Source organism: Bradyrhizobium sp. HKCCYLR20261 (assembly GCF_051168435.1).
Classification (GTDB): domain Bacteria; phylum Pseudomonadota; class Alphaproteobacteria; order Rhizobiales; family Xanthobacteraceae; genus Bradyrhizobium.
Genome location: NZ_JBNPUZ010000001.1, coordinates 327,411 through 349,040 on the forward strand (window position 1 = coordinate 327,411; position 21,630 = coordinate 349,040).

The 21,630-nt window shown below is 67.0% G+C and carries 22 protein-coding genes; 4 read left to right on the plus strand and 18 right to left on the minus strand.

The window, feature by feature from the left end; all coding sequences use genetic code 11:
• The first annotated feature begins 47 nt into the window (after window positions 1–47).
• The gene (locus ACQR1L_RS01500; protein WP_434856156.1) at window positions 48–494 is read left to right on the plus strand and encodes a nucleoside deaminase; all 447 of its coding nucleotides are present in this window, start codon (window positions 48–50) and stop codon (window positions 492–494) included.
• A gap of 2 nt (window positions 495–496) precedes the next feature.
• Here the strand turns inward: ACQR1L_RS01500 and ACQR1L_RS01505 are convergent, their stop codons facing one another.
• From ACQR1L_RS01505 to ACQR1L_RS01545, 9 genes are all read right to left on the minus strand, one after another.
• Window positions 497–1,402, minus strand: coding sequence for an alpha/beta fold hydrolase (locus tag ACQR1L_RS01505; protein WP_434856157.1), 906 nt, complete (start codon window positions 1,400–1,402; stop codon window positions 497–499).
• A gap of 48 nt (window positions 1,403–1,450) precedes the next feature.
• Window positions 1,451–2,764, minus strand: coding sequence for a cytochrome P450 (locus ACQR1L_RS01510; protein WP_434856158.1), 1,314 nt, complete (start codon window positions 2,762–2,764; stop codon window positions 1,451–1,453).
• A complete protein-coding gene (locus ACQR1L_RS01515) occupies window positions 2,764–3,480 on the minus strand; it encodes a methyltransferase domain-containing protein (RefSeq protein WP_434856159.1) in 717 nt (238 codons plus the stop codon). Before ACQR1L_RS01515 ends, ACQR1L_RS01510 begins: the two co-directional genes overlap by 1 nt.
• Entirely contained in the window at window positions 3,477–3,968 is a 492-nt protein-coding gene (locus tag ACQR1L_RS01520; protein WP_434856160.1) for a hypothetical protein, read from the minus strand. The genes ACQR1L_RS01515 and ACQR1L_RS01520 overlap by 4 nt, the downstream gene beginning before the upstream one ends.
• A gap of 49 nt (window positions 3,969–4,017) precedes the next feature.
• Window positions 4,018–7,248, minus strand: a complete 3,231-nt coding sequence (locus ACQR1L_RS01525; protein WP_434856161.1) for an AAA family ATPase — start codon at window positions 7,246–7,248, stop codon at window positions 4,018–4,020.
• Window positions 7,249–7,380: 132 nt separating this feature from the next.
• Window positions 7,381–8,664, minus strand: coding sequence for a phosphoribosylamine--glycine ligase (gene purD, locus ACQR1L_RS01530; RefSeq protein ID WP_434856162.1), 1,284 nt, complete (start codon window positions 8,662–8,664; stop codon window positions 7,381–7,383).
• A gap of 72 nt (window positions 8,665–8,736) precedes the next feature.
• Entirely contained in the window at window positions 8,737–9,051 is a 315-nt protein-coding gene (locus tag ACQR1L_RS01535; protein WP_434856163.1) for a winged helix-turn-helix domain-containing protein, read from the minus strand.
• 4 nt (window positions 9,052–9,055) lie between these two features.
• Window positions 9,056–9,604 (minus strand): hypothetical protein, encoded by a 549-nt coding sequence (locus ACQR1L_RS01540; RefSeq protein ID WP_434856164.1) that lies wholly within the window; start codon window positions 9,602–9,604, stop codon window positions 9,056–9,058.
• A 13-nt stretch (window positions 9,605–9,617) separates the two neighbouring features.
• Window positions 9,618–10,541, minus strand: a complete 924-nt coding sequence (locus tag ACQR1L_RS01545) for an alpha/beta hydrolase (RefSeq protein WP_434856551.1) — start codon at window positions 10,539–10,541, stop codon at window positions 9,618–9,620.
• Between the two features lie 188 nt (window positions 10,542–10,729).
• Between ACQR1L_RS01545 and xseA the strand changes: the two genes are divergently transcribed.
• Window positions 10,730–12,343 carry an exodeoxyribonuclease VII large subunit gene (gene xseA / locus ACQR1L_RS01550; RefSeq protein WP_434856165.1) on the plus strand — a complete coding sequence of 538 codons (1,614 nt, stop codon included), beginning with the start codon at window positions 10,730–10,732 and terminating at the stop codon, window positions 12,341–12,343.
• 7 nt (window positions 12,344–12,350) lie between these two features.
• On the opposite strand, the gene ACQR1L_RS01555 is transcribed toward xseA, so the two are convergent.
• Window positions 12,351–13,181, minus strand: coding sequence for a dienelactone hydrolase family protein (locus ACQR1L_RS01555; RefSeq protein ID WP_434856166.1), 831 nt, complete (start codon window positions 13,179–13,181; stop codon window positions 12,351–12,353).
• A 172-nt stretch (window positions 13,182–13,353) separates the two neighbouring features.
• On the opposite strand from ACQR1L_RS01555, the gene ACQR1L_RS01560 reads away from it, so the two are divergent.
• Window positions 13,354–13,581, plus strand: a complete 228-nt coding sequence (locus ACQR1L_RS01560; protein ID WP_434856167.1) for a DUF2093 domain-containing protein — start codon at window positions 13,354–13,356, stop codon at window positions 13,579–13,581.
• Here ACQR1L_RS01560 and lpxK read toward each other — a convergent pair.
• From lpxK to ACQR1L_RS01590, 6 genes are all read right to left on the minus strand, one after another.
• Window positions 13,578–14,585 carry a tetraacyldisaccharide 4'-kinase gene (gene lpxK, locus ACQR1L_RS01565; protein WP_434856168.1) on the minus strand — a complete coding sequence of 336 codons (1,008 nt, stop codon included), beginning with the start codon at window positions 14,583–14,585 and terminating at the stop codon, window positions 13,578–13,580. The two genes, ACQR1L_RS01560 and lpxK, sit on opposite strands and share 4 nt — an antisense overlap.
• Entirely contained in the window at window positions 14,575–15,882 is a 1,308-nt protein-coding gene (locus ACQR1L_RS01570; RefSeq protein WP_434856169.1) for a 3-deoxy-D-manno-octulosonic acid transferase, read from the minus strand. The genes lpxK and ACQR1L_RS01570 overlap by 11 nt, the downstream gene beginning before the upstream one ends.
• Window positions 15,875–16,630: a lysophospholipid acyltransferase family protein gene (locus ACQR1L_RS01575; protein ID WP_434856170.1), complete on the minus strand. Its 756-nt coding sequence runs from the start codon at window positions 16,628–16,630 to the stop codon at window positions 15,875–15,877. Before ACQR1L_RS01575 ends, ACQR1L_RS01570 begins: the two co-directional genes overlap by 8 nt.
• 15 nt (window positions 16,631–16,645) lie before the next feature.
• A complete protein-coding gene (locus ACQR1L_RS01580) occupies window positions 16,646–16,888 on the minus strand; it encodes a DUF4170 domain-containing protein (protein ID WP_006610384.1) in 243 nt (80 codons plus the stop codon).
• Between the two features lie 66 nt (window positions 16,889–16,954).
• Window positions 16,955–17,713, minus strand: a complete 759-nt coding sequence (locus ACQR1L_RS01585) for a 3'(2'),5'-bisphosphate nucleotidase CysQ (RefSeq protein WP_434856552.1) — start codon at window positions 17,711–17,713, stop codon at window positions 16,955–16,957.
• Window positions 17,714–17,774: 61 nt separating this feature from the next.
• The gene (locus ACQR1L_RS01590; protein ID WP_434856171.1) at window positions 17,775–19,169 is read right to left on the minus strand and encodes a TldD/PmbA family protein; all 1,395 of its coding nucleotides are present in this window, start codon (window positions 19,167–19,169) and stop codon (window positions 17,775–17,777) included.
• 284 nt (window positions 19,170–19,453) lie between these two features.
• On the opposite strand from ACQR1L_RS01590, the gene ACQR1L_RS01595 reads away from it, so the two are divergent.
• Window positions 19,454–19,978, plus strand: coding sequence for a DUF6101 family protein (locus ACQR1L_RS01595; protein WP_434856172.1), 525 nt, complete (start codon window positions 19,454–19,456; stop codon window positions 19,976–19,978).
• Here ACQR1L_RS01595 and ubiA read toward each other — a convergent pair whose 3' ends face one another.
• Both ubiA and ACQR1L_RS01605 read right to left on the minus strand, forming a co-directional pair.
• Window positions 19,979–20,911 carry a 4-hydroxybenzoate octaprenyltransferase gene (ubiA, locus tag ACQR1L_RS01600; protein WP_434856173.1) on the minus strand — a complete coding sequence of 311 codons (933 nt, stop codon included), beginning with the start codon at window positions 20,909–20,911 and terminating at the stop codon, window positions 19,979–19,981.
• Window positions 20,908–21,588, minus strand: coding sequence for a hypothetical protein (locus ACQR1L_RS01605; protein ID WP_434856553.1), 681 nt, complete (start codon window positions 21,586–21,588; stop codon window positions 20,908–20,910). The genes ubiA and ACQR1L_RS01605 overlap by 4 nt, the downstream gene beginning before the upstream one ends.
• Window positions 21,589–21,630 lie beyond the last annotated feature (42 nt).

Consider the following 21,630-nt stretch of genomic DNA (forward strand, 5'->3'; position numbering starts at 1 on the left):
TTGCTGAAGGGCGATGCAGTAGCAGACTTGACCGGGTAATACGAGCCATGAACAGCCCTTCTTTCATGGATTTGGCCCTGAAAGCGGCCGAATCGGCCGGAATTTCCGGCGAGGTGCCGATCGGCTGCGTGGTCGTCCGTAACGGCGAGGTGATCGCCACCGCCGGCAACCGCACGCTGACCGACCGGGATCCCACCGCCCATGCCGAGATCCTGGCCTTGCGCCAGGCCGGCCAGGTGATCGGCAGCGAGCGGCTGGTGGATTGCGACCTCTACGTGACCCTCGAACCGTGCACGATGTGCGCCGGCGCCATCTCCTTCGCCCGCATCCGCCGGCTGTATTACGGTGCGGCCGACCCCAAGGGCGGCGCCGTCGAGTCGGGCGTGCGCTTCTTCGCCTCCCCGACCTGCCATCACGTGCCGGACGTCTATTCGGCCGTCGGCGAACAACAAGCGGCGCAGATGCTGAAGGAGTTCTTCAAGGCGCGGCGCTGATGTCACTCGCTCAGAAGGAACTCCCGCAACAGCCGCGCCGTCTCGGATGGCGCCTCCTCGGTGAGGAAATGCCCGGAATCGACCGGCGCGCCGCGCACGTTGGTCGCCCATTTCCCCCAGGTGTCGAGCGGTGTCGCCGCCGCGCTGGCAATCCCGGCATCGCCCCACAGCGCCAGCATCGGGACCGTGATCTTCTTGCCGGCGCCGAGATCGGCCTTGTCGATCTCATAGTCGGCATAGGCACCGGCGCGATAGTCCTCGCACATCGCATGGATTCGCGCGGGGTCGCGGAACGGCGCGAGATAGTGCTGAAGCGCGCGAGGGTCGATCGCGTCAAGCGTCTTGCTCTTGGTCTGGCTCGCCATCTTCTGCTTCAGGAAGAACTCGCCCGCCCCCGCGATCAGCGTCTCCGGCAGCGGCGCCGGCTGGGCCAGGAATGCCCAGTGGTAGATCTTCAGCGCATAGGCGCGGTTGATACGTTCCCAATAGTCATAGGTCGGCAGGATATCGAGCACGGCGAGCTTCGACAGCCGGCCGGGATGATCGAGCGCCAGCCGATAGGCGACGCGGCCGCCGCGATCGTGGCCGGCCAGCGCGAAGTGGACATGGCCGAGCTGCTCCATCGCCTCGATCATCGTCTTCGCCATCGCGCGCTTGGTGTACGGCGTGTGCTCCGGATCGCTGTCGGGCATGTCGGACCAGCCGTAGCCAGGGAGGTCGGCGACGATCAGCGTGAAGCGATCAGCCAACGCTGGCGCCACGCGGTGCCACATCACATGCGTTTCGGAGAAGCCGTGCAGCAGCAGCAGCGGCGGACCACTGCCGCCGACACGCGCGAAGACGCGCCCCGCGGATGTGTTGATCCATTCGGACGCATAGCCTGGAAACAGATCGGCGAGGTCACTCATGTCAGCCTCAAAGCACTCGTCGCACGGACGGCCCGCGGATCGCCCGCGCTATGCTACAGCTGCCCTGTGCGGCGCGCAAAACGAGATGCGTAGCGGCAGCGCGCTCACACCGCTCATGAAGGGCGACTCGACGCGGCGAACCCGCCCCGCCAGTTCGATCCGCTCCGTGCGCCGCAACAGTTCCGTCAGCAGCGCCCGCATCTGCATCCGCGCCAGATGCAGCCCCAGGCAGACATGCGGTCCGCGGCCAAAGGCAATGTGCGGATTCGGCCGGCGATCGATCCGGAATGTGCCGGCGTCCTCGAACACCGCCTCGTCGCGATTGGCAGAATGAAAGAACAGCGCCAACGCCTCGCCCTCGCGAATGCGCCGGCCGGCAATGTCGGTGTCGCGAATAGCGGTCCGCATGAAATGACGGACGGGGCTGGTCCAGCGCAAGATCTCCTCGATGGCGCTGTCGAGGAGATCAGGCCCCGAGCGCAGCCGTGCAACCTGGTCGGGCGCGGCCAGCAGCGCCTCCAGCCCTCCGGCGAGCGCGAGCGCCGTGGTGTCGTGACCGGCGGTGACCAGCAGGATGAAGTAGGAGATCAATTCGTAATGCGGCATTGCCGCGCCATGCGGCGTGGCCGTCGCGATCATCGTCGCGAGGTCATCGCGCGGATGAACGCGGCGATCGGCGGCGACGGCTTCGAAATAGTCGCGCAGCGCCAGCATGGCCATCCGCATGGTGTCGGCCGGCGACTCCGCGAGCCGCCGCTGGGGATCCTCGGCGCCGACGAAGGCCTGGGCGAGCCGCGCCAGCCGCGCATCATCGGCTTCGGGCGTGCCTAGCATGCGGCCGATGACGCGGAAGGTGAACGGCCGCGCGATGTCGGCGGCGAAGTCGCATTCATTGCCGCGCGCCGCCACGCGATCGATGATGTCGGCCGCCCATCGCGGCAGCCAGGCTTCCATGTCGCGCAAGGCCGGCGGCGAGAAGGCTGCTTGAATGACCGCGCGGTAGACGGCGTGATCGGGCGGATCCATCTCCGTCAGGCCGCGCACGAGCTGCGGCTTGCCGGTCACGCGCTGCAGCACAGCCTCGGAGGCTTCGCTGGCGAGATAGGTCCGAGGTCCCGCGGCGAAGTCCCGGCTTTGCGTTTCGATGGCCGCGATATCGGCATGGCGCGTGACGGCCCAGAACGGGCGCACGCCGGGGCGCTCGACCCAATGCAGCGGCGCCTGCCGTCGCAGCAGCGCGCAGGCGCGTTCGAGCCGCGAAGGGCTCGCGTGGCCTCGCGGCGAGATCAGCACGTCGACCGCACCCTCGATGGCGTCACTGCGACGATCGGCGCGCGACGATGATGTCGGCCGGCCCGGCATCAGGCTGGCGGGCTCGCCTGGAGCGGGCCCGGGTCCGGCTTGCGGCGCACCAACAGCGTGAATTCCTTCATGCCGTAGTTGCCGAGGATATCGACCGTGACCGGAAATTCGCGCGCGCAATGCTCGGACCAGATGTCCGGCGTCGTCCGATACAGACGCGTCGCCGCCGGCTCGCGATCCAATGGATCGACGGCATCTGCGTGCATGAAGTTGACGCTGAAGCCGCGCCGGCTGGCCGCATGCAGCTGCCGCAACAGATCCTTGATGTAGCTCTCCCAGACCTCGCGCGGATAGCCCACATTGACGTTCATGATCCCTGAAGCGACCGAATAGTCGGCGACGCGCGGGCTCTGCGCGGCGACGATGAAGCGCCGCCGGGGGCCGGAGAAACGCCGGCGGGCGCGGCTGATCATGGCGCGGGACAAGTCGATGCCGAGATAGTCGATGTCGCAGGACGAATGACGGAAAGCCAGGAACGGCACCAGCGCGCCGTAGCCACAGCCGACATCGTTAAGGCTGAACGGCGCCGACGTGTCGCACAGCTTCATCAGCTGCACGAAGCGCAGGCTCTGCGTCGCCTCGCACGACCAATCGACGCCACGCGGCGTCGCGCCATGACGCGCGACGCAAGCGGTATAGTAGGCATCGACGCCGGAGCAGACGGCCTCCGGAGGAGGATCCGTCCGCTCAGGACCGCCGCCCTGCGTCTCGCTCACTTCTTGCGTTTCTCGACTCGCCTCGCCCGCGCGGTCTCGGCCGCCTGACGGCGGACTTCACGCCCCGGCGTCGTCGGAATCGACACCATCACGTGAACATCGAGGGAGAACACCACGGGGCGTCCTTCGGACACGGTGACGCGCGGATCATCAGCCGCGGCATGGCACACGATCGAGACGGGAAGCGGCTTCTCGGCTTCGAGATTGTCCTTGAACGCCTTGATCACACGGTCATGCCCATTCACGTTGGGCATATCCGATGGGTAGGTCTTGAGAAACTCGAGGAACTTGTACCAGCGGCGCCGCTCGGACCAGTCGGACGGAACGATTCCGAGCAGGGCGAAAGACTGCTGCAGCCCGTGCTGCAGTGAGAAAACACCGAACTCACGCTGCAACTCGACCATTTCGGCCAACGCATCCGCATCAAAACGCTTGTTCAACTGCACGACGATATCCAGCGTCGTGCTGTCCTTGATCATTGCACCCATGGGTCCCTCGCCATCGTTTGGTCATACAAACGCCGGCACTCTGCCCATATCATCTTACTTGTTCAAGGGAGGACCTCAGCGCCATCAACAACGGCTGATGCAAATCCGCACCCGTGATCGACAGCAGTCCTTCGCACTCCGCCAGCAAGCGACGAGCATCATCTGCTGCAGCTACATGCGGAGCGGAGCTCATGATGTGTCCCTTCAGCAGCAGGCCGTGCAACTGCGCGATGCGATCCGTTCGTCTTTGACCGACGGCAATGGCCTCTTCGGCCGCCGAAAGAGCCGACTCCATCCGCTTGGCCTGCCAGAGCAACGCGGCGTAGGACGCCAGCATGCGCGGCTCGAACTCGAGGCCTGCCCTCTTCTGGCGCGCATAGGCGATCGCGTCCTGAAGCTCCTGCGCCGCCGAAGGGAGATCACCCGCGGCAGCGAGCGCGAGGCTCGCGCACCAGAGGGCCGCCATGCGGATGTATGGCATGCCCGATTGCTCGGCGATGTCGTTCACGCGGGCCGCGTGGTCGCGCACCATTGCGGCGTTGCCGGTCGCCCACCCGAACTCGACCGAAGCAAAATGCGGAATGAAGCGCACGACGGCGGCCACTTGCTGAGCCGACTCGCCAAGCAGATGGACCAACTCCTTTTCGACGTCTTCGAAGCGGCCGAGCTGGAGCAGGATCCGCGACTTCAGACATCTGATCCAATATTCGACATCGAAACCCAGGATCTGGTTAGGCGTCAGGCCGAGCGTCACGTTGCTGTCGAAGCCACCCTGGCTGCGAATGACATCCTGGGCGGTCTCGGCCGCGGCCAGCGCCTCGCGCGGGCGCCCCGACATGAAGAACGCCTGGGCCAGCATGGCATTGACGGTGGCGTAACGTCCGACGTCGCCCTCCTCCGACGTCAGCTTGACGGCGTTCTGCACCAGATCGACGTAGTCGTCAGCCGCTCCGGTCGACGCAAGCACCCGGCCATACGCGCCGATGAGAATGGGCTCATGCATCTTGTCGGAAGAGCGCGCATAGCGCAGGGCCTCCTCGGCAAACGGCCTCACCTCGTCGGCCGACATGCCCTCGCGCCATCCGCAATTGAGGATCTGGCCGCTGGCCAAAGCACGCAGGCGATCGACGTGCTCCGACGGCGGCAACGCCTGGAGCATGTTGCGGATCTTGCGCCAGAGCCGAAGCGCCTCCGGCGTGTTGGTGCGTCCGATCCAGCGCGCTGCCCGCTGCAGATGCTCGACGGCCTGCATGGTCTGGCCTGCGAACTCGTAGTGCGAGGCGATCAGGGCGGCGAACTCGTCCTGGCTGCCCCAATCGAGTGACTCGATCGCCTTGGCCACGGCCAGATGCACGCCGGTCAGCCGCGAGCGCAGCTGCATCGCATAGGCCACCTCCTGGATCAGCGGATGGCGGAAGGCGAGCACGCCCATGTCGAATGGCGGCAGGTCGTAGAGCAGGTCGGCCTGTCGCAACTGTGCAAGCGCCTCATAGAGTTCGGCATCGGGGAGCTCCATCACCGGCCTGAGCACCGCAAGTGCGACCGAGCGGCCGATCACGGCGGCGGTTTCGAGCACGCTCTTGGCGGTCTCGCCGAGCCTGTCGATGCGCGCGGCCACCACGGCATGCACGGTCGGGGGCAGCGGAATGGGGCCAATGCCGCCCTTGAGCCGGTAGGCGCCGCGCTCGCCTTCGAAGCCGCCGCTTTCCGACACCGCGCTCGCCAGCTCCTCGAGGAAGAAAGGATTGCCTTGCGCGCGCTCGACGATGTCGCCGGCCAATTGCTCCAGCGATGGATCGTCGCCGAACACGCCGCGCAGCAGCTCGCGCGCCTCGGTGGAGGCCAGCGGGACGATATGCAGCTCGTGAAACAGCGCCCGCTGCATGAAGGACGCGGCAAAACCCGGCCGATAGTTGACGACCAGCAGCGTCTTGGTGCCGATCGTGGCCTCGGCGAGAGCCTCGACGAATTCCTCGCTGGCCTCGTCGAGCCAGTGCAGATCCTCGATCATGATCACGACGGCGCCGTCGGCGGGCGCCGTGCGGAACAGCGTCTTGAAGACGTTCAGGAGGCGCGTCTTGAACACGCCGGGATCGAGCCGCAGCGCGGGCCGCGCCGGGTCGGCGAGGCTCATGAAGTCCAGGAGCAGCACTAGCGCCGTGTCGGGCATGCCGATGGCTTCAAGCTTGTCGACGACACGCTGGCGCGACACCTCGACGGGCTCCTTGGCGCGGATGCCGAAGAAGTCGCGCAGCAATTCCAGCACCGGCTGGAATGGCGTGGTGCGGCTGTGCGCGAGCACGCGCGCCTCGTAGACACGAATGCCCTGCCGGCGGCAGTGCTCGGCGAACTCGAAGCACAGCCGGCTCTTGCCGATGCCGGCGTCGCCGACGATGCCGACCACGGCGCCGCGCGCGGCCAGCACGTCGTCGAGCTCGCGTTCGAGCACCCGGAGCTGGGCGTTGCGCCCGATCAGCGGCAGCAGGCGCTGTCCGCTGCGGAAGACGTCGCTCGCCGGCGCGCTGAGGCGGCCGATCAGCTTGTAGATGGAGACGGGCGACGCAATGCCTCGCAGCGTGTGCGTGCCGAGTGATTCCGCTTCGACGAACTGGCGGGCGCCGAGATAGGTTTCCTTGCTGATCAGGATCGTCCCGGGCTCGGCCATGTGCTCCAGACGGTTGGCCAGGTGTACGTTGGCCCCGGCCGCGTCGTAGGTCTGGTACATGCTGTTTTCGACGACCTGGACGATGACCTCGCCGGTGTGCAGCCCGACGCGGACCTGCAGATGCGGGTCCGCCAGACGCCCGATCGAATCCTGCATCGCGAGCGCGCCAAGGCAGCCGCGCACCGCATGGTCCTCATGCGGCACCGGCGCGCCGAACAGCGCCATCACGCCGTCGCCCTGCGTCTTGTTGACGACGCCGTCGTAGCGGTGAACGGCCTCCTTCATCAGGTTGAGCACCGGATCAAGCCGCTGCATCGCGAGCTCGGGATCGCCGAGGCTGTCGATCAGCTGGGTCGAATCGCGAATGTCGGCGAACAGAATGGTGAGGCGCTTGCGCTCGCCGCCCTTGCTGCTCAGCGTCCTCAGGACGCGCTGAGCGGCCTGGTCGGGCGGAGCGACCCGGCCCGGCAGCGGCGAGCCGCATTGGCCGCAGAAGCGATTCGACGGGTTGTTCGCGTGGCTGCACGCCTCACATCTGAGGCCGAGCGGCTCACCGCAGAGATCGCATGACGCTCTCCCTGGCTGATTTTGCCTCCCGCACCGCGCGCATTCCATGGCCCCTCCGTTCCACGGCGGAACTGAATCATCCCGTCACGGCATGATAGTATGGAACTGCCACAGATTTCCGGGGAAACATAGCGTTTCGGAGATTCAAGGCAGAGGCCGGATTTTGGAACCGTCGCCGGCTCAGCCGTTACCGCTTTCCTGAGCCACGGCCTGCCAGGCAATGTCGCGGCGACAGAAGCCGTCGGTCCATTTGATGCGGTCGACGGCCTGGTAGGCCCGCGCCTGCGCTTCGGTCACGGTCTTTCCCGACGCGCACACATTGAGGACCCGTCCGCCATTGGCGAGAACAGCACCGTTCTTGGCGACCGTTCCGGCGTGGAAGATCTCGACCCCGTCGACCTTCGCGGCGTCATCGAGTCCCTCGATCACGCCGCCCTTTGCGTAGTCGCCCGGATAGCCCTTGGCGGCCATCACCACGGTGACGGCGGCGTCGGGAAACCAGCGCAGATCGAAATTCTTGAGCTGACTGTCGCAGGCGGCGAGCATCGCGGGAACGAGATCCGACATCATCCTGAGCATCAGGACCTGACATTCCGGATCGCCGAAGCGCACATTGTACTCGAACAGCTTCGGGCCCTGCGCCGTCAGCATCAGGCCGGCATAGAGGATGCCCTTGAACGGCGTGCCGCGCGCGTTCATGCCGGCAATCGTCGGCAGAATGATGCGATCCATGATCTGATCATGGATCTCCTGGGTCACGAACGGCGTCGGGGAATAGGCGCCCATGCCGCCGGTGTTGGGCCCCTGGTCATGATCGAACACCCGCTTGTGGTCCTGGGCGGATGCGAGCGGAATCGCGGTCTGGCCGTCGCACAGCGCGAAGAACGAGACCTCGCGGCCCTCGAGATATTCCTCGATCACGACCTCGGTGCCGGCGACGCCGAAGCCGCCATCGAACATCATCCGCACCGCGTCCTCGGCCTCGGCCAGCGTCTTGGCGACGACGACGCCCTTGCCGGCCGCGAGCCCATCGGCCTTCACGACGATCGGCGCGCCGTGCTCGCGGACATAGGCGAGCGCCTCCGGCGCATTGTCGAAGCGGCAATAGGCACCGGTCGGAATGTCGTACTCGGCGCAGAGATCCTTGGTGTAACCCTTGGAGCCCTCGAGCTGCGCGGCGAGCCTGGACGGCCCGAACGCCTTGATTCCGGCCGCCTCGAGATCATCGACGATGCCGGCCGCCAGAGGAGTTTCCGGGCCGACCACCACGAGGTCGACCTTGTGGGCGCGGCAGAAGGCGATCACGGCCGCATGGTCGGCGACGTCGAGCGTGACACATTCGGCCTCCTTGGCGATGCCGGCATTGCCCGGGGCGCACCAGAGCTTGGTGAGCAGCGGGGAGCCTGCAATCTTCCAGGCGAGCGCGTGCTCGCGGCCGCCGGAACCAAGGAGGAGAATGTTCATCGTCGAAGCCGTTGCAGGGGGTGTAAGCCAATCTGGACGCCCCAATTGCCCGGCCGTCGCTACAGAGTCAAATCATGGCTCGGACGGTTTGGCGGCGGCGCCAGCGATGATCTCCTGCAGGGTGGCGACGTGCCGGGCGAAAGCGGCCCGGCCGGCCGCGGTGACCGTGACCGTGGTCTGCGGCTTCTTGCCGACAAAGGCCTTGTCCACCGCAACATAGCCCGCGCGCGCCAGCGTCTCGATATGGGCGCCGAGGTTGCCGTCGGTGGCGCCGGTCAGCTTCTTCAGGCGGACGAATTCCAATCCGCCCGCGGTCGGCAGCGCATTCAGCGCCGCCATGATCTTCAGCCGCAGCGGCTGGTGGATGATCTCGTCGAGCTCCGCCACCCCCTCAGCTCCGCCGCATCCACAGGCCGCCGAGGACGAGGCCGCCGCCGTTGACGAAGGCCATCCACAGCGGGAAGGCCGCGCCGATGAAGGCATAGCCGATCAGGGTCAGCGCGGTCACGCCGAGGCCGAAGATCATGAACGCGATGCCGAACCACAGGCCGGCGAGGCAGTAGAACAGCATGAAGTAGATCGGCCAGAACGCGCCCATCTCGCGCGGCCCGAAATGACCGATGGTCTCGACGAAGGAGCCGAAGGCGAAGAACATCACGAAGGCGAGCAGCGCCCGGATATCGAAGCCGCGCACGCCGGTGCGGAATTTCTGTCCCACGCCGAGCATCGCCGAGCCGGCGATGCCGAGCACGTAGACCGCGAGCCACGCTTTGTCGGCGTAGACCGGGGCGAGATAGGTGATGAGGTTGGCGGGGAACACCAGCACGCCCCACAGGATCATCAGCAGGCTGGAGAGCCTGTAGATCTGCGATTGCCGCACGCGCTTCGTGACGTCCTCGATGTCGCCGAGCGCACGCGCGGCCTCCCGGCTGTCGATCATGGCAATAGACCCTCTAGCGCGTGGCCACGTCCTCGGCGATCGCGTGGATGGCCTGCGGCGCCGACACGATCTCCATGTGATTGACGCCGGCGATCAGCTTCACGTCAACCGCGGGCGCAACCGCATGCACAGCCTCGGCATATTTGTCGGCGAGCATCAGTTCGTCGTCGGCACCGGCAATCAGGGTCACAGGATGCTTCGCCGCTGTGAGGTCGGCTTTGTAGCCACCGGTCGCGAAGTTGCGCAGCAGCCGATAGCTGTAGGTCGAGACGACGTATTTCTCCGCGTTCGGCCGCACGGCAAAGGCGAGAGCGGGCAGCGCCTCGCAGCAGGACAGGCCAATGCGGCTCAGCACGGCGAGCGCGAGGATGCGCGGAATATCGGGACTGGCCCAGCCGCCTGAATTGTCACGGTTGGTCGGCGCGTCGTAGCCGAGATAGGGCGAGAGCAGAACGGTGCGGGCGAACAGGTCCTGGATCGGTCCGCCCGCGGCGCGCAGCGCGAAGCCGCCGCCGGCCGAATGCCCGAGCAGCACGAGCGGCTGCGCCGGTACGGACGTCCTCACCTCCGCAACGAAGTCAGCGAGGTCGTCCTCGAGCTGCCCGAGATAGCCGATGTCGCCACGGGTGCCGGAGCCGCCATGGCCGCGCATGTCCGGGGCGAAGGTCTCGACGCCACGCGCGGCCAGGGCGTCGGCCAGCGCATGGACGGCGATGCTGGAGCCGGCGGAGCCGTGCACCAGAACCGCGACCTTTCCAACCGGCGTCCCTCGCGCCGGATAGTGCCGGTAGGCGAGTTCGGTGCCGTCGCGGGCCGTGAAGCGCTGCAGGCCGGGCATGGTGCTGCGGTCGACCTGGCCCGCTGTGTTCGAGATCGACTTCAGCTCGGGCGGCCGCACCATGGGCCGGGCGATCATTGCCCCCAGGGTGAGGGCCATCGCTCCTGCGAGAGCCAACGGCCAGCCCACCAGCCGCACGGCGATCCGAACACCCCTCTTCATCGTCCTCTCCGTCTTATAATAGAGAACTCTGTAATACAGAGTTATCGAAAAGGCAACGGCTTGATTGGCGATGGGAGCCGAAAGCTCCTACCTTGGCGGCTGCTCCCCGAACCGAATCAGAAGCAATGCCGCCTGCGGAAGCCCTGCCCAACGCGCCCGAATTCACCGTCACCGAACTGTCCTCGGCGCTGAAGCGCACAGTCGAGGATCAGTTCGGGCACGTCCGCGTGCGCGGCGAGATCACCGGTTTTCGCGGGCCGCATTCCTCGGGGCACTGCTATTTCGCGCTCAAGGACGAGAGCGCCAAGATCGAGGCCGTGATCTGGAAGGGCGTGCACGGCCGCATGCGCTTCAAGCCGCAGGAAGGGCTCGAGGTCATCGCGACCGGCAAGCTCACGACCTATCCCAACTCCTCCAAGTACCAGATCGTCATCGAGGCGTTGGAGCCCGCCGGCATCGGCGCGCTGATGGCGCTGATGGAGGAGCGCAAGCGCAAGCTCGGCGCCGAGGGCCTGTTCGATCCCGCGCGCAAGCAGCTCTTGCCATGGCTGCCCGAGGTGATCGGCGTCGTGACGTCGCCGACCGGCGCGGTGATCCGCGACATCCTGCACCGGCTGGAGGACCGCTTCCCCCGCCGTGTCCTGGTATGGCCGGTCAAGGTGCAGGGCGACGGCTCGGCCGAGCAGGTGGCGGCCGCGATCAGCGGCTTCAACGCGCTGCCGGAGGATGGCCCGATCGCGCGGCCGGACGTGCTGATCGTCGCGCGCGGCGGCGGCTCGCTGGAGGACCTCTGGTCGTTCAACGAGGAGATCGTGGTCCGCGCCGCGGCGGAGAGCATGATTCCGCTGATCTCGGCCGTCGGCCACGAGACCGACGTGACCCTGATCGACTTCGCCGCCGACAAGCGCGCGCCGACCCCGACGGCCGCCGCCGAAATGGCGGTGCCGGTGCGCAGCGAGCTGATGCAGGAGGTTGCGAGCCTCGCCCGCCGCGTCAGCGTGTGCTGGCAGCGCAGCCAGGAGAGCCGGCGCAACGAGCTGCGCGCGGCAGCGCGCGCCCTGCCCGGCCCGAGCGATCTGCTCGCCATCCCGCAGCAGCGGCTCGACTCGGCTGCCGCCAGCCTGCCGCGCGCGCTCAAGACCAACACCCATGTGCACTTCCGGCAATTCGCCGCGGCGAGCGCCAAGCTCACGCTGCGCGTGCTGCACGCGCAGATCGCGCACTCGCGCCATCGCCTGATCGCGTCATCCGAGCGCTTGTCGCTGTCGTCGCGTGGCCAGCTGCATCGGCGGCGCGAGCGGTTCGAGGCACTCGATGCGCGCTTCAAGGCCTCACGCCAGGCCTATGCGCAGGCCAAGCACCAGGCGATCGCCAGGGAGCGCGACCGCACCGAACGTCTGGCCGAACGTGCCAGGCGCGCGCTGGTCACACAGTTGCAGCGGCTGTCGGCGCGCGTCGGCCAGAGCGACAAGCTGCTCACCGCTCTATCCTATCGCAGCGTGCTGGCGCGCGGCTTCGCGCTGGTGCGCGACGAGGCCGGCCACCCGCTGCATCATGCCGCAAGCATCGGTCCGGGCGCCGCGCTGTCGATCGAGTTCGCCGACGGCAAGGTCACGGCGACGGCGGGCGCGGACCGGCCGCAGCCGTCGGTGAGTTCAGCCGCGCCGAAGCCGTCGCGCGACAGCAAGCCTGCGCCGAAGCGCACGCCCGATCCCGCCGATCAGGGCAGCCTGTTCTAAGCGGCCCTCAGCGCGCCAGCCACTCGGCGACGAGCTTCTGCGCATCGGCGCGCGCCTCGGGATCGGAGCCAACATGGCCGCGCTCGGGCGCCGCGGCATCGGCGCCGGCGACCTGATGCACCGGCAGATTGACGCGATCGAAATCATGATAGGCGCCGGGATAGATCACGATGCGGGTCAGCGCGCTGCGGCCGCGCGCACCGTCGATCATCTGCCGGCACGCCGGCGGCGAATAGACGTCGTCCAGTCCGCCGATCAGAACGAGGGTCGGGACTCGCGTGCTCCAGCCGAGGCCGGACGAGGCGCGGCAATCCGGATAGAACGCGACGGCCGAGCGGAAATCCGGCGAGACGTGATCGGGCAGTTGCGGGCGCACCGCCCAGAGCAAAGCGCTGGCGCCGCTGGCCCAGCCCACCAGGCTGACGCGGTCCGGCATCGCCCAGGGCTGCTGGATCAGCCATTTCTGCGCGATGACGATGTCCGCCACGCGCTCGCGCCGGCCGCTGATGCGGCGATCCTTGACGCGGCATTGGGGCCCAAGCCCGCGCGAGCCGTAGCTGTCCGGCAGCAGCACGGCCTTGCCGTCCTTGACCAGCTCCTCGGCCCAATCGCGATAGCGCGGCAGCACCGGCTCGGAGCGGCCCGACAGCCCGCCGCAGCCATGCAGCGCGACGACCGCTGGAAACGGGCCCGTCCCGCGCGGCTTGTAGAGCTGCGCGTGCAGAACGTAGTTGTCCGAGGGGATTTCGACAGCCACCGGCGCCGGCAAAGGCTCCGCCGAGGCGATGGAGGCCGTGGCACAGAGCAGAGCAGCAACAACGGTGATCAGGGAGCGCATCAAACCAGCCGGACGGCGGATATTTCAGCCTAGCTAGCACGGAGTTTCGCGCGAAAGCATCACAAATCGGTGGGTTTGCGGGAGGGACAGGTCCGCCTATCTATGTTACCAGATCATCGAATTTGGCGTGTCGTGTGCCCCTCGGCGGGTGCAGGGATTGGAGATCGCGGACGTGCTCAACAAGTTTGGTCCCTCGGGCCAGGGCGAAGCACAGGTACAGTATCTGGATGGCGATTTCCGCGTGATTTCGCCCGGAAGCTATGTTCGCTGCGCGATCACCGACGCGCGGATTCCGCTCGATGAGCTGAAATATTGGAGCGTCGACCTGCAGGAGGCCTATGCACTGCCGAGCGCGGTGCTGCAGCGGCATTACCCGGGCGCGCTGAAGGCCAACGGCTAGACGTTCCGCACGTTCAAGCGTTGCGCGACGAGCGCGCGCAGCGCCTCGGGATCAGCGAACTGCAGCGTCACGGGAAATGCGGCAATGGCGAGGTCGAGCCTCGCCGCCTTGCTGCCGCGAAGACGCGCGAGATCCTTCTCCGTCGTTACCATGGTCAGCCGTTCGCGCCCGGCCTGTTCGGCCAGTTCGGCGATCTCATCCGTCGAATAGGGATGGTGGTCGGCAAAGGCGCGCTCGCGCCTGACATCGAGCCTGGCGGCTCGCAGCGTGCGAAAGAAGCGGCTGGGATCGCCGATTCCCGCAAAGGCCAGCAGCGGCCCGCCCTGCAACGCCTCGACCGCCTGCGGATCGGGCCGCAGCGTGGCCGCAAACACCGGCTTTCCGGTGGCGGACACAATCGAGGCGACCCGGGCGCCGGCCTCACCGCTGCCGATCACCAGCAAGGCATCCGTCCGCGCCAGTTGCGGTGGCAAGGGCGCCCGCAACGGCCCGGCCGGGAAAACCTGTTCGTTGCCGAGCCCGCGCGCGCCATCGATCACGATCAGCGCGAGATCCTTGTTGATCGATGGATTTTGAAACCCGTCGTCCATCAGGATGACGCTGGCCCCCTGTGCCTTGACGAGGCCGACGCCTTCGGCGCGCGCGCGGGACACGACGACGGGCACGCACGCGGCCATCATCAGCGGCTCGTCGCCGACATCGGCGGCCGTGTGGGCGGCCGGGTCGACGAGCACGGGGCCAGACAGCCGCCCGCCATAGCCGCGGCTCAGCACCACAGGGGTCTCACCGAGGCCACGCAGGATATCCGTCAGCGCCAGCACCGTCGGCGTCTTGCCGGCGCCGCCGACATGGAAATTGCCGACGCAGATCACCGGCACGCCGGCGTCGATCCCCGGCTGCTGCATCCGGCGCGCGGCCACCGTGCCGTAGAGCATCGACAGCGGGGACAACAGACGCGATTGCCAGGACGGAGGCCGGTGCCAGAAGGCCGGCTCACGCGCCACCGGCGGCTCCCATCTCCAGCCTGATCTGCAGGAGATACGGCTCGAGCGCCGACACCGTCCGGTCCAGCGCGCCGCCGAGTTGATCGACCACCCGTGTTCCCGCCGCCGCCAGATTGGCGACGGCCGCGGCGTCGCCGAGCAACTGCCGGAGCTGCCGGATCAACGCATCCTGGTCACGCGCGAGGCGCGCGCCCGCCGCGCGATCCAGCGCCTCGTAGACCTCGGTGAAGTTGAAGACATGCGGTCCATGCACGATGGCGGCGCCGAGCTTCACGGCTTCGATCGGATTCTGCCCGCCATGCTCGACCAGCGAGCCGCCCATGAACACCACGGGCGCGAGCCGGTAGAACAGGCCGAGTTCGCCCATCGTATCGGCGACGTAGATGTCGGTGCCGGCGAGCGGCTGCTCGTCGCGCGAGCGCAAGGCGGGCTGCAACCCGGCGCCAGCGATCAGTTCGGCCACGGCGGGACCGCGATGCGGATGGCGCGGCACGATCACGGTGAGCAGCGAGCGATAGATCGTCGACAGCACCTTGTGGGTCGCGATCAGCATCTCCTCTTCGCCGGGATGCGTGGACGCCGCAACGATCACCGGCCGGCCCCGCGTCATCGCGGTGAGCCGGTCGAGCTTCGCCGGATCGGCGGGCGGCGCCGGCACGTCGAGCTTCAGATTGCCGGTCGTGACCACGTTGCGCGCACCCAGCGCGGAGAAGCGGTCGGCATCGGCCTGCGACTGCGTCAAGAACAGATCGAAGCGTCCGAGCAGTGCGGAGATCGTGCCGGACATGCGGCGCCAGCGCGGGAACGAGCGCGGCGACATCCGGCCGTTGATCACGACCATCGGCACCCGCCGCGACGCTCCGGCCAGGATGAGATTGGGCCAGAGGTCGGATTCGATGAACAGCCCGAGCGACGGACGCCAGTGATCGAGAAAGCGCTCGACGAAGCGCGGCGTGTCATAGGGCACATATTGATGGATCACGTCGGGCGGAAAGCGCTTGGCGACGATCGCCGCCGACGTCACCGTGCCCGAGGTGATCAGGATGCGGATGTTGAGCGCGCGCAGCCGCTCGATCAGCGCCGCCGCCGCCAGCACCTCGCCGACGCTGGCGCCGTGAATCCAGACCAGCGGGCCTTCAGGACGGGTATCGTGGCTCAAGCCACGCCGCTCGTCGGTCCGCTCAGGATCTTCCTTGCCGTTCTTGAGGCGCTGCCGGATCAGGGCCGGCGCAAGCGGCACCGCCGCCGAGGACAACCCGCGGTAGACGCGCAGGGCCATCGGCAGCGGGCTAGCCACTGGCGGCTCCCACAGAGTCGGCCTGCGAATTCACCGGCGGCGGACAGGCCTCGGGACGGCCGACGATCTCATAGGCGCGGCGCATGCATTCATTGAGCGTGGCCTCGAGGTCGAGGCGCGCCTGCTCCATCATGGCAGCGTCGGCATTACGCGGCACGTTGATTTCCTTGATTCCCACCAATGCGCCGCGGCCGAATGGCAAATTGATGGTCGTGCTGTCCCAGTTCTTGAGGCGGACGAAGCGGCTCGTGACCATTGCGAAGGGCATGATCGGACGTCCTGACTCACGCGCGAGCATGATGATGCCGAGACCCGCAATCCGCGCGCGTTTCGGCACATCGGCAGTCGATGCAACATTATAGTTGTCTTCGAGCGCCTGCACCATCTCCCTGAACGCCCCGACGCCGCCTTTCCGGTGGAAGGAGCCGCCATGGTCGCCAGAGCCCCGGATGGTTCCGATCCCCAGCCGCTCCGCAGCGATGGCGTTGAACTCGCCGTCGCGATGCTTGGAGATCAGCACCTTGGCCCGATAGCTCGGCTTGTTCCTGATGAACGGCGTCAGCAGATGCTGGCCGTGCCAGAACGCGAAGATCGCCGGCATCTGCGGCTCGACGATCTCGTAGACCTCGGGCGGCTCGAAGGTGAAGCGGTTGGTCAGCCACACCAGGCGCAGATATTCGGCCGCGAGGAACCCGACGGCGCGCTGGAACCAGCCGCTACGCAGCGTATTGCGGATCAGATGTTTCAAGTCGTGAGCTTCGTCTTACGCCTTGGCGTCCTGGCCGGGATCGAGCAGCCGGTGCAGGTGCACGATGAAGTAGCGCATGTGGGCGTTGTCGACCGTCATCTGCGCCTTGGCGCGCCAGGCGGCATGGGCCGACGCGTAGTTCGGATAGACGCCGACGATATCGACCTTGTCGAGATCCTTGAACTCGTTCTTCTCGAGGTTGACGAGTTCGCCGCCGATCACGAGGTGAAGGAGCTGCTGCGAGGCGCTATCTGTCATCGGTATCGTTTCCTAATCAACGCGCCTTGCGGGGCGGCCTGGCCGGCGCGGTCCTGAAGGGTGTGATCAGCTCTGCGGCAGGCGGCGATAATGGCTGACTATGTCAGCATGTCGATCGCGTCCCGCTGCTACCAGCACCCCATGGGCCACGTCGGGACGATTATAGAGGATCGTCTCGCCGGACAATGCGCTCATTTTACCACCCGCTTCCTGCACGATCAAATGAGCCGCCGCAAGATCCCAATCGCGACTTTGCCCGCCTGCAAAAGCGGCATCGAGAGCACCATGCGCGACACGACACAGCCTGAGTGCCAACGATCCGATTCGCGGATGCAACTCAATCCGTGTCGATTCCGGTGCCAGCCTCTCAACCAGCGGTTTTGGTCCGGCGACGCGCGAGAAGTCGATGTCATGGCCCAGTGAGGCGTGAACCTGCGCGTCGTTCAGCGTGGTACCGCGTCCCCGCGCCGCGAAGAAGAACTCCTCGCTCATCGGGACGTGGACGGCCGCCAACACGGGCGCACCGTTCTCGACCAGGGCCACACTCACGCACCAGTCATGACGGCCGCCGAGATAGGAGCGCGTGCCGTCGATCGGATCGACGATCCAGACCCGGGACCGGCCCAGCCTCACCGCATCGTCGGCGCTCTCCTCCGACAGCCAGCCATACGCCGGTGTCGCCGGTCGCAGCTTGCGCTCCAGCAGCGCGTTGACGGCCATGTCGGCTTCGGAGACGGGCGACGAGGCGCCCTTGGTCCATTTGCGCAGGTCGGTGCCGAACATCGCGCGCGCGAGCTCGCCGGCTTCGCGCACCACCGCCTTCAGGAGTACGGCGTCCGCCGCAAGGCTCTCCGTGTCACGGCTCTCCGCGTCAGAGCTGTCGATCTCAGCGTCCGCCAAGCGTCAATCCTTCGATGCGCACGGTCGGCGCATTGACGCCGTAGCGGAATTCGAGATCGCTGGCGGGCGTCATCGACTTGAAGATCTCGAACAGATGTCCGGCGATCGTCACCTCGCTGACCGCATAGGTGATCTCGCCATTCTCGATCCAGAAGCCGGAGGCGCCGCGGCTGTAGTCGCCGGTGACGCCATTCACGCCCGAGCCGATCAGGTCGGTCACGTAGAAGCCCTGCTTGATGTCCGAGATCAGCTCCTTGGCGGTCACGACGCCTGCTTCGAGATGCAGGTTGAACGGCCCAGGGGACGGCGAGGACGACACGCCGCGATGCGCGTGGCCGGTCGTGGTCAGGCCGAGCTCGCGCGCCGTGGCGGAATCGAGCAGCCAGGTCGTGAGAACGCCGTTATCGACCAGCGCCGTCTGCTTCACCTTGACGCCTTCGGCGTCGAACGGCTGCGAGCGCAGGCCACGCCGACGCAATGGATCGTCGATGATGCGAATCCCCTTCGCGAACAGTTGAGCGCCGAGCTTGTCTTTCAGGAAGCTGGTCTTGCGCGCGATCGAGGCGCCGTTGATGGCGCCGACGAGATGGCCGACCAGCGAGCCGGATGCGCGGGGATCGAACACCACCGGGACCTGGCAGGTCGCAACCTTGCGCGGATTGGCGCGCGCCACCGCGCGCTCGCCGGCGCTGCGCCCGACCGCCGCCGGGCTCAGGAGATCCTCACCATGCGGCGCCGCCGTGTAGTCGTAGTCGCGCTCCATGCCGGTGCCTTCACCGGAGATCGCGGTGGTCGAAATGCTCTGGCTGGAGCGCAGATAGGCACCGTGGAAGCCGTCGCTGGTGACCAGCACCATGCCGCCGATGCCGGCCGAGGCCGAGGCGCCGCCGGACTTGGTGACGCCCTCCACGCCGAGCGCGGCGGCCTCCGCCTCCTGCGCCCGCCGCTCGAGTTCCGCCGTCCCGGGGATCGCCGGATCGAGCAGGTCGAGCTCGGGAATGTCGCGCGCCAGCAGCGCGGGATCGGCGAGGCCGACATATTTGTCGTCGGGCGCCACCCGCGCCATCGCCACGGCCCGCTCGGCCAGACGCGCCACGCCATCGCCGCTGACGTCATTGGTCGAGACCACCGCCTGCCGCTTGCCGACCAGCACGCGCAAGCCGACATCATCGCCTTCGGAGCGTTCGGATTCCTCGACGCGGCCGTCCCGGACCTCGACGCCTTGCGAGATGCCGCGCACCGCGATCGCATCGGCGGCGTCGGCGCCGGCCTTCTTCGCGGCCTCCACCAGCCGCTCGGCGAGCGTTCGCAGGGCGGACTGATCGAGCAGATCCGAATGGGCGGAGGTCGACGTTGCGGCGGCTGAGGAAGGAGAGGTCACGAACACGATCCGATCGATGTCAGGTGGGCGGCGAACACGGCTCAATCCAGACGAAATGTGGCCTCATCACGCCGACTTCAAGCAGGTCGGCAGACACCACGTCGGATTGTCGGCAAATCGGCAAGGTCTCGTCAATCATGCGGGGCAAGCGCTTGTCAATCATGACGGTAAGAGGATCATGCGTGAGGACTGATTAACCAGCCTTCTTAAGCTGATACGGGCGAGGTGCGTGGCAAGGTCTCACGCATCGACCGGGAGCATAATCCCGGCGGGGAGACCAAGCCGTGAGGCGTCAAACAGCAACAGGCGGAAGCAATTCCGCTGGGTCGAGCCGCGTGCTGCGGCTCGACCCTCTTTCCCTGCCCGTCTCGTACAGCGCGCACGATACCCGTGCCGATGGCGGGATCCGGCAGATCGAATTGCACCGGGAGCGGGTGGTCCTGCGCCGTGCCGTCAGCGGCATGCGCATGGCCGTGAATCTCCGGGTCAGCGACTTTCTCGGCATCGCGCTGCGCGAGGTCGACGACACGCAGATGATGCTGGTGCTGGTCCATCGCGACCCCTCGCTCAGCATTCCGCTGTGCGTCAGCGACGACCAGGACGACATCGTGACGGCCTGGGCGATGTGGAGCGAGACGTTCGCGCTGCCGCAGTTGCAGGACAAACGGCGCGAGGCCACGCCACGCCGCCGCCGCCGCAACGCGATCCGCGCACGCCGTCCGCGCTTCCTGATGCGGCGCCGCGTCGGCTACCAGCCCAATCCGGCCTCGGTGCATCGCGGCGAACGCGAGATCATCGCGCGCAACTGATCAGGTTGCGCGCAGCACCGCGTCGACCAGCAGGCCGGCGAACAACAGCAGTCCGGCATCGCGGTTCGATTTGAAGATGCGCAGGCACAGCGCCGGATCAGCAGTGTCGAGACGCCGGATCTGCCAGCCGAGATGGGCGGCAAACGCCGCCAGCCCAAGCCATGCCGCAACATGCACATGTGCGGTCACGAACGCGGCTCCGATCAAGACGACAGCGAGCCCGTAGAAAATCACCAGCGCCAGATGCGTGCGCTCGGCAAACAGCCGCGCCGTCGACTTGACGCCGATGAGCGCGTCATCCTCCGCGTCCTGATGCGCGTAGATCGTGTCGTAGGCGATCACCCACGAGATCGACCCGGCATAGAGCAGCAGCGCCGTGGCATCGATGCGGCCGAAGGCGACGGCAAATCCCATCAACGCGCCCCAGGAGAAGGCGAGGCCGAGCACGACCTGCGGCCACCAGGTGACGCGCTTCATAAACGGATAGACCGCCACGATCAGCAGCGAGGAAATGCCGGTGGCGATGGCGAACCGGTTGAACTGCAGCAGCACCAGAAGCCCGACCAGGGCCTGCGCGATCAGGAAAGCCAGCGCCTGCTTCACGCCGACCTGCCCGGCCGGAATCGGCCGCGAGCGGGTGCGCTCCACCTTGGCGTCGAGATCGCGGTCGGTGATGTCGTTCCAGGTACAGCCGGCCCCGCGCATCACGAAGGCGCCGACGAAATACAGCGCGATCCATACGGGAAGCATGGACAGATCGCCGAGCATCCCCGCGGCCAATGCGGCCGACCACCAGCACGGCATCAACAGCAGCCAGGAACCGATCGGTCGATCGAAACGCGCAAGCCGCAAATAGGGCCGGCTCCAGAGCGGCGCCAGCGTATCGACCCAGTTGCCGGTCGCGTCAGCAACGCGGACGGCGGTGGTGCTCATCGGGTGAGAACGTTGCCGGTCAGCGTATCGAAGGCCGAGCCGCCTTTCTTCATCGTGTTGGCCTCGGGCAACGCAGCCGACGTTCCCAGTACGTCGCTGAGGCCAGGGGCCGCCGGGCCGCCGCCGCCCTTCTGCATCTGGGCCGCCACCGCGCAGACCTTCTTCTCGAGCGCATCGGTGTTCTTGTGGCCGGCCTTCAGCTGATCGGCGATCTGCTGCGGGATGCCGCAGGTTGCGGAATTCTGCTCGACATATTTGATCATCTTCACTTCGGCCTTGCCGAAGTTGCCGATCAGCTTGCAGGCCTCGACAGGCGAGGCCTTGCGGTCGCTGGCGGCCTTGATCAGCTTGCCGCGGCGTTCAGCCTCTTCGCGCAGCGGCATGAATTCCTTCATGCAGCTGTCGGGCGGGCCGCCACGCGGGGCAGCGCCCATCGGCGCTGGTGCAAACCCGCCGCCGCCGAAGCCTCCTCCCCCGCCACCGGGAGCCGGGAACGCGCTCGACGGAGCGGCGGCCTGCATCGGCGGCGGCGCGGCGCCGTTGATGGGAGGAAATGGCGAGCTGCTGGCCGGAGCCTGGCCGGGAAGCGGCGCCGGAAAGGAGCCCTGTGCAAAGGCCGGCCCGGTGCAGAGCACGGTGGCGGCGACGGCGAGCGGCAACAACGTCTTGTGCACGATCAAGGCTGGTTCTCCGGTAAGACCAAGAATCCTCAACACTTC

Excerpts from the sequence above, each read along its gene's own strand:
- ACQR1L_RS01500 (WP_434856156.1), top strand. The coding sequence starts at position 48 with ATGAACAGCCCTTCTTTCATGGATTTGGCCCTGAAAGCGGCCGAATCG.
- ACQR1L_RS01505 (WP_434856157.1), bottom strand. The coding sequence starts at position 1,402 with ATGAGTGACCTCGCCGATCTGTTTCCAGGCTATGCGTCCGAATGGATC.
- ACQR1L_RS01510 (WP_434856158.1), bottom strand. The coding sequence starts at position 2,764 with ATGCCGGGCCGGCCGACATCATCGTCGCGCGCCGATCGTCGCAGTGAC.
- ACQR1L_RS01520 (WP_434856160.1), bottom strand. The coding sequence starts at position 3,968 with ATGGGTGCAATGATCAAGGACAGCACGACGCTGGATATCGTCGTGCAG.
- ACQR1L_RS01525 (WP_434856161.1), bottom strand. The coding sequence starts at position 7,248 with ATGGAATGCGCGCGGTGCGGGAGGCAAAATCAGCCAGGGAGAGCGTCA.
- purD (WP_434856162.1), bottom strand. The coding sequence starts at position 8,664 with ATGAACATTCTCCTCCTTGGTTCCGGCGGCCGCGAGCACGCGCTCGCC.
- ACQR1L_RS01540 (WP_434856164.1), bottom strand. The coding sequence starts at position 9,604 with ATGATCGACAGCCGGGAGGCCGCGCGTGCGCTCGGCGACATCGAGGAC.
- ACQR1L_RS01545 (WP_434856551.1), bottom strand. The coding sequence starts at position 10,541 with ATGGCCCTCACCCTGGGGGCAATGATCGCCCGGCCCATGGTGCGGCCG.
- xseA (WP_434856165.1), top strand. The coding sequence starts at position 10,730 with ATGCCGCCTGCGGAAGCCCTGCCCAACGCGCCCGAATTCACCGTCACC.
- ACQR1L_RS01555 (WP_434856166.1), bottom strand. The coding sequence starts at position 13,181 with ATGCGCTCCCTGATCACCGTTGTTGCTGCTCTGCTCTGTGCCACGGCC.
- ACQR1L_RS01580 (WP_006610384.1), bottom strand. The coding sequence starts at position 16,888 with ATGACAGATAGCGCCTCGCAGCAGCTCCTTCACCTCGTGATCGGCGGC.
- ubiA (WP_434856173.1), bottom strand. The coding sequence starts at position 20,911 with ATGAGCACCACCGCCGTCCGCGTTGCTGACGCGACCGGCAACTGGGTC.